The sequence below is a fragment of the Limnospira sp. PMC 289.06 genome, assembly GCF_032350395.1.
In the GTDB taxonomy this organism is placed as follows: Bacteria; Cyanobacteriota; Cyanobacteriia; order Cyanobacteriales; family Microcoleaceae; genus Limnospira; species Limnospira platensis.
In genome coordinates this window covers 1-7073 of record NZ_JARPLC010000182.1, presented here as the reverse complement: position 1 = coordinate 7073, position 7073 = coordinate 1, and the positions used below count along the sequence as shown (strand labels likewise).

8 protein-coding genes are annotated in these 7073 nt (G+C 42.6%); 7 read left to right on the top strand and 1 reads right to left on the bottom strand.

The features are described 5' to 3' along the window. The first annotated feature begins 211 nt into the window (after nt 1–211). From P5674_RS22390 to P5674_RS22360, 7 genes are all read left to right on the top strand, one after another. Complete coding sequence (locus P5674_RS22390) at nt 212–1345, top strand: hybrid sensor histidine kinase/response regulator (protein WP_006616878.1); 1134 nt, start codon at nt 212–214, stop codon at nt 1343–1345. Nucleotides 1346–1466: 121 nt separating this feature from the next. After that, entirely contained in the window at nt 1467–2048 is a 582-nt protein-coding gene (locus P5674_RS26700; protein WP_006616877.1) for a response regulator, read from the top strand. Beyond that, nucleotides 2026–2487 carry a GGDEF domain-containing protein gene (locus P5674_RS22380; RefSeq protein WP_006616876.1) on the top strand — a complete coding sequence of 154 codons (462 nt, stop codon included), beginning with the start codon at nt 2026–2028 and terminating at the stop codon, nt 2485–2487. The genes P5674_RS26700 and P5674_RS22380 overlap by 23 nt, the downstream gene beginning before the upstream one ends. Beyond that, on the top strand, nt 2484–2654 hold the full coding sequence (locus P5674_RS22375; protein ID WP_006616875.1) for an EAL domain-containing protein: 171 nt from the start codon (nt 2484–2486) through the stop codon (nt 2652–2654). The genes P5674_RS22380 and P5674_RS22375 overlap by 4 nt, the downstream gene beginning before the upstream one ends. 71 nt (nt 2655–2725) lie before the next feature. After that, nucleotides 2726–3202, top strand: a complete 477-nt coding sequence (locus P5674_RS22370; protein WP_006616874.1) for an EAL domain-containing protein — start codon at nt 2726–2728, stop codon at nt 3200–3202. Nucleotides 3203–3205: 3 nt separating this feature from the next. Then, nucleotides 3206–4495 (top strand): radical SAM family heme chaperone HemW, encoded by a 1290-nt coding sequence (gene hemW / locus P5674_RS22365; protein ID WP_006616873.1) that lies wholly within the window; start codon nt 3206–3208, stop codon nt 4493–4495. A 523-nt stretch (nt 4496–5018) separates the two neighbouring features. Next, nucleotides 5019–5300 (top strand): DUF1830 domain-containing protein, encoded by a 282-nt coding sequence (locus P5674_RS22360; RefSeq protein WP_014275464.1) that lies wholly within the window; start codon nt 5019–5021, stop codon nt 5298–5300. A gap of 118 nt (nt 5301–5418) precedes the next feature. On the opposite strand, the gene P5674_RS22355 is transcribed toward P5674_RS22360, so the two are convergent. Continuing rightward, nucleotides 5419–6753 carry an MFS transporter gene (locus tag P5674_RS22355; protein ID WP_006616871.1) on the bottom strand — a complete coding sequence of 445 codons (1335 nt, stop codon included), beginning with the start codon at nt 6751–6753 and terminating at the stop codon, nt 5419–5421. Nucleotides 6754–7073 lie beyond the last annotated feature (320 nt).

The following is a 7073-nucleotide window of genomic DNA, read 5'->3' as shown; positions in this document are numbered from 1 at the left end:
TGCCAATAGATTTGAAACCCGTTTTTAGAAGAGATGGCTATTTGTATAAATTTTCCTGAGTTTTCCGGTAATTACCAGGTTATAGATATACTGCCGGGTAGAGTAACTCATGAGTAAATGAGTATTGATCAATATTTATAAACTCATGACTAAATGAACTAAGAAAAGTCATCAAATTTGGGATTTTAGACTTGCTAAGGACTATCGACAAATGTTATCTATTTTAGTTATTGATGATGAACCTGACAACTTTGATGTGATTGAAACCTTTTTGAGTAATCAAGACTATCAGCTACATTATGCTGCTAGTGGACAGGAGGGAATTTCCGCACTCAAATTAATCCAGCCAGATTTGATTTTGCTGGATGTGATGATGCCAGCTATTGATGGGATTGAAGTTTGTCGCCGCATTAAAGCTATGCCACTATGGCAATCTACACCTATTATTATGGTGACGGCATTATCTTCTAAAGAAAGTTTAGCTAAATGTATCGCAGCGGGAGCGGATGACTTTATCGGGAAACCCGTTAATGCTTTAGAATTACGGTCTCGTGTCCATTCAATGCTGAGAATTAAGCAACAATATGACCAAATTTCTCATTTGTCTAATGTGCAGAAGAATACAATTCAAGTACTCGAAAAAACTCTGGTCAGACTGCGGGGTAATTTAGCCTCTAGTCTCTCCCACGAACTAAATACCCCTCTAAATGGTGTTTTAGGAATGCTCGCCCTGGTGATGGAGGATCTGAAGGATATAGAAGATGTGGAGATGTCGGAAACAGTGGAGATGTTAAGGTTGGCGTATCAATCAGCCTGTCGCCTGGAAAATTTAGTCAAAAGATTCCTAATTTATTTGGAATTGGAACTGATAAGTAGCGAGGAAAAAGAAGTTCCGCCAGGGTCTACAATGTTATCTTTGTATTTTGTGGAACCTATCTGCAAAAAATATGCACCGGATAGCCAACGCTATGATGATTTTAAGTTGGATATAGAACCGGCTACCGTGGCGATATCAGAGCGGTATTTGTCGATTATTTTAAATGAGTTGATTGACAACGCTTTGAAATTCTCCAATCCGGGGAAACCCATCTCGATTCGCTCTCAGATTATCGGGGAAAAACTAGGGCTATGGATTCATGATTTGGGGCGTGGGATGACGGAAGAGCAAATCAATCAAATCGGTGCTTTTATGCAGTTTGAACGCAAAAGCTATGAGCAACAAGGCCTGGGTGTTGGTTTAAAAATCGTGGATAAAATTGTTGAATTGGTGGGAGGAACCATACAAATTAATAGCAGATACAATCAAGAAACGATGATATATATTACTTTACCGATTGTTCATTAGCTATTAAATAATACAAATAACCCTATTGTCACGTTACAACGTATCATATTTATATTAAGATGGTGAAACTAGATGCCGTGGAACCATAGATAGTTGTTGAATTGCTAAGGAAAATCTACCGATGTTATCAATTTTAATTGTGGATGATGATCCAGATAATTTTGATGTAGTTGAAACTTGTTTGATTGATGAAAACTATCATTTACACTATGCTTATAGTGGACAAGATGCACTTTCAGTAATTAATGTAATCAAACCGGATCTAATTTTACTGGATGTAATGATGCCAGTTATGGACGGTATTGAGCTTTGTCGCCGTATTAAAGCTATGAGTGAATGGGAAGGAACACCGATTATTATGGTGACGGCATTATCTTCTAAGGAGAGTCTAGCTGAATGTCTGGCGGCGGGAGCAGATGACTTTATTGCGAAACCTGTTAATCGCTTAGAATTGCTGGCACGGATGCGCTCTATGCTCAGAATTAAGCAACAATATCAACTACTAGCCGATTTTAACACGAAATTGGAACTGATGGTTGAAGAACGCACGGCTCAGTTACAAAGGCTGATAGATGAAGATATGCTAACGCAGCTACCAAGTCGGGCGCAGTTATTACAAAAACTATCGGATAGCTACGTTGACAGCAGCGGGGAAAATTATGCGATCGCCTATCTCGACTGTGACCAATTCAAAGAGCGTTAATGGTGCTTTTGGTTACCAGGTGGTAAATCAACTACTGAGAGCGATCGCAGAACGTCTTAAACAACATCTGCGCCCCGGAGATGTACTATGTAGAGTGGGAGAGGACGAGTTTTGTTTTGGGCTGAAAAACATTTATGCAACCGGAGAATTAACAGATTGGATTAATGGAGTAATGGGGTCATTTACCGAGGCTTTTCAGATAGAAAATTGTGATATTTTTATGTCTGTTTGTATGGGAATTGCCCTAGATACGGAAGTAAACTCTAATGCTGAAGCCCTATTACAAGCAGCGGATACGGCAATGTACAAAGCCAAAGGGCGGGGAAAAGGTTGCCATCAAATCTTTAACCGAGAAATGACGGCGGCCACACTTAAACGGCTGACTCTGGAAACGGATTTACAAAGGGCGATCGCACAACAAGAGTTTTCACGTAATTGACGACCATTCTGAGGCTGGCCACAGAGGATGTGGTGGGTTTTGAAGCATTAGTGCGTTGGCGACACCCCCAGCGAGGTTTAGTGTCACCAGGAGAGTTTATCCCCTGTATGGAGGAAACGGGTTTAGTGGTGAATCGGGGGTTTATTGGTGCTACAACAAGCCTGTGAACAACTACACAAGTGGCATCAACAGGGTAATTCTGATTTGATGATGAGTGTTAATATGTCGGTGCGTCAGTTTGCCAGTCCTACGCGCTTTGGTAGATATAGATCGGGTTCTGGCTAATACGGGAGTGAAACCAGAGGCTATAAAGTTGGAGATTACCGAAAGTGCATTAATGGATAATCCAGAAATGGCGATCGCCCTAACATCAGAATTGCGATCGCGAAAAATTGGGATCAGTTTGGATGATTTTGGTACAGGTTACTCTTCTTTAGGCTACTTGCACCGTTTCCCCATTGACACTTTAAAGATAGATAGATCTTTTGTGAACCAAATGCAGCCAGTACGTCTGAATCATCAGGTAGTGGAAACGATTGTAGCATTGAGTAATCAATTGGGTAATGGTGCGATCGCAAACGGTATCGAAACAAGGGATCGGTTAAAGTATCTTCAGAATATAGTATGGCTATTTGGTCAGGGCTATCTATTTTCTATGCCCCGAAGAGCATCAGATATTGAGGCGAATATTTTAAAATTGTCCCAGGCGCGCTAATTAATGCTAAATGAATCTTGTATAACCCATACTGAAACTCCCACTGCGGCTTATGTACATATTCCCTTTTGTCGCCGCCGCTGCTACTACTGCGATTTTGCGGTGTCTGTGGTGGGCGATCGCCGCCATGGGGAAAATTCTGGGATGATTCAGGAATATGTAAATTTTCTGTGTGAGGAAATTGTTAATCAAAGGCATTTCGGACTTCCGCTGAAAACAGTATTTTTTGGGGGGGGGACTCCCTCTCTGTTATCGGTTCAGCAGTTCGATCGCCTGATGAAAACCATTAGCGATCACTTGGGAATTGCGAGTGATGCTGAGATCTCGGTAGAAATGGACCCAGGGACTTTTGATTTAGGGAAATTACAGGGATTTGTGGCGGCGGGGGCCAATCGGGTGAGTGTGGGTGTACAAGCGTTTCAGGATGATTTATTAAGGCTTTGTGGTCGATCGCATACTGTGGCGGATATTTGGAGGGCGATCGATTTAATTAATCAAGTGGGTGTTGTGAACTTCAGTATTGATCTGATTTCTGGTTTACCCCATCAAACCCCAGAAATGATGCAAGAGTCCCTAGATCAGGTTTTGAGCATTAATCCTGCTCATGTTTCCCATTATGATCTGATTGTGGAACCTCAAACGGCTTTTGGTCGCTACTATAAACCGGGAGAGTTTCCCCTTCCTGATGATCAAACTACAGCCAACCTCTATCGACAGGCGCAAAAATGCCTGACTTCCCGGTTCAAACATTATGAGATTTCTAATTATGCGCGACCTGGGTTTGAATGTCGCCATAATTTGGTTTATTGGCATAATCAACCTTACTATGGCTTTGGTATGGGGGCGGCGAGTTATGTGGGGGGGTATCGACTGACGCGACCGAGAACCCGCGATCGCTATTATCAGTGGTTACGGTCCTCCGGGGGGGGAGGGGCGAGCGAAAGTTGGCTGGTTTCTGATAGTGCTGATCTTCCACCCGCCCCTACAGAGGCGATCGCGATTATTTTAGGATCGGATATTCTGTTAGAAACTTTGATGCTGGGACTGCGGTTAGCTAGTGGGGTGGATCTTCTTAGGCTTCAACAGCAATTTGGGGAAGTGGCTGTAAGTCAAATTACTGATATTCTCAAACCTTATGGCGATCGGGGTTGGGTGGAGGTAGTCTATACTGAGGAAGAACCGGACAAGCCAGCGAAGCGTCACCTACGACTGACAGACCCGGAGGGGTTTTTATTCTCCAATACCATTTTAGCGGACCTTTTTGGCCACTTGCAGATTTCCGATGAGGTATGAGTGGTCTGGGGGTATCACCAAAATAAAAACATATCGGGAACGATTGGGATGTGATAATAAACATGATCAGTCAGTGATAGCGATCGCGACACTTATTTACCCAGATCCATCATACTTAAAAGTAAGCCATTAGATAGACTAGCTAACTCTGGCCTTGTTGTTATTCTTTAGAAATAATTAAAATGGGGATTCTGATTTGATGCAATCTTTTAAGATGATGGACACACACAACGGCTAAGGTCCGAACCGAGAGCTAAACCTCCGTGGGTTAACTCGCCCCAAATCGGCGAAGATCCCGGAAATAGCGATCGGGGTTGGTTTCCCGTAGATCTAACATAGATGGAAGGGAGAATTAGCCTAGGTCATTCTCATCAGGGGAGAAGCATTATCAGTTTCAGGGTCCACGGATTTTTAGCAATTTGGCTTAATCTGAGAATTTGGTCCCTCATCAAGTTGGGGTCAGGGATCAAGTTTAACAAAGTCAGTATCGACAAACTTTTTTTAGTTCCCAGAGGATTTAACCATGATGTCAAACTTATATCAATTGAATAACCATCAGACGAATAAACAACTTTGTTGCTACTATAACGATAGCCAAAAAATTGAGATTGCTCGGATTTCTAACATTGATAACTGGTATTTAGAGCATATTGTATTTCCCGGAGAAAGATTTTTATTTGAAGCGCCATCAGATGCGGAATTAGAAATCTATTTTCCTGGGAAAGGTAAGCCAGTTTTGAGGCAAAAACTGTTATGTTTACATTTGATTGTAGACGAAGGCGAAGACCTGAAGTTTGCCAGCTAGAAGTTGATGATAACTACCAATAATCAGTGATAACCTGGATGGGTTGAGCGGCTAATAACTAGGGTGGCTAACTATCCAGGTTTCTGATGTTTAAGTAGGGAAAATCGGGAGGCGATCGCTATTCTAAATGCTGAATATTTCTAGCTTGTTTAGCCTGTTCAACATCTACGAAATATAGACCGACCAAACCAACTATAAAAAACACAATTAATGCCAGGATAGAATTGCGTGCTGTTCCCGTCACCTGGAGGATTACAGCAAATAGGAAAGGTCCGAAAATGGCGGAACCTTTGTTAAAAACTGAGTAAAACCCATAAAATTCAGCCGCCGCCCAAGGTGGAATGATGGAGCCATAAAAGGAACGACTGAGAGCCTGGGACCCCCCCAAAACCAATCCGACAATTCCCCCTAAGACAAAATACTCAGTGGGGCTATTCATAAAATAAGCATAGATAACTACAATCGACCATCCCACCAAAGAAATCATTAAAGCTGTTTTGGAGGTAGTCAATTCGGCGAGTTTACTAAAACCCAAAGCCCCGAAAAAACTGACAAACTGGATCACCAATAGGGTAATCATGAGAACATTTTGGGAAAAACCCAACTCCTCGGAACCGTAGATAGTGGCCATGGTAATCACAGTTTGAATGCCGTTGTTATAAATCATGTAAGCAATGAGAAACCGTAGTAAATGCTTAAATAAACGCACCTTCCTGACGGTGACAATGGTTCTGAGAAGTCCCACCTGTATATAAGCGCGCCAGGGTGGTAAATGTTGATATTCCGGGGGAATTTCCTCAAAGGTTTGGGCTTCTTTGAGGTTAAAAAATGTGATTAAGGAAAAACCACCCCACCAAACTGCTGCCATTAAAATGGCGAGTCTGGCTGCTAGTTCGGCAGAAATACCAATGGTTTGATGTCCAGCAATTAAAGCTAAAGATAAGGCTAATTGCAAGCCACCGCCTATATATCCCCAAGCAAAACCTTGACCAGAAACCCAGTCCATTTTATCTTCCGATGCAATACTGGGGAGGAAGGCATCATAGAAGATATTGCCGCCGACAAAGCCAATTTGGGCTATAATAAAGAGAGTTAGGGTTTTCCAGACATCTCCTGTACCACAAAAAAACAGTAGACTAGCAGCTAGGCAGCCTGTATAAGCACAAATTATTAAAAATTTCTTTTTGGATGCGGAAAAGTCGGAAACTGCCCCCATAATAGGGGCTACCATAAACACTAAAAAGGCAGCCAAACTGGTGACAAATCCCCATAAGGCGGTGGCGCTATAGTTAATTCCAGCTATGGTGACTCCGCCGGGGGGGACGACGACGGACGCAAAGTAAGCGGGGAGAACGGCTACGACAACGGTGGTGACATAGGCAGAGTTAGCCCAGTCATACATGATCCAACCGAAAATCTGGCGGCGATCGTTGAGTTCTGGGGTATGATTCATAGATTTGGCAAGTTTTAAGGAGGAATTGAGTTTTCATAGCTTACTGATGGAAAGGTAATATATTGCCGTGATTGATGCAACTTATATAGGCGAAATATAGGCGAAGCGTTTATACGAGTTAACTGACTTGGCTGGCGATCGCTTTAGTTTTTCTGTATGATGATTATGGCCATGAGTTATGGCTAGGTGATTGAACCATAACAGCTTGAGAACCTGTTATCCGTTAGGGCCACAGACAATTCTACTCCCAAGTCCTAACGGATTTTTGTGGCTTTGGCTTGATTGTGCGATCGCGTTTACCTCTTGTCCCTGGCTGTTCA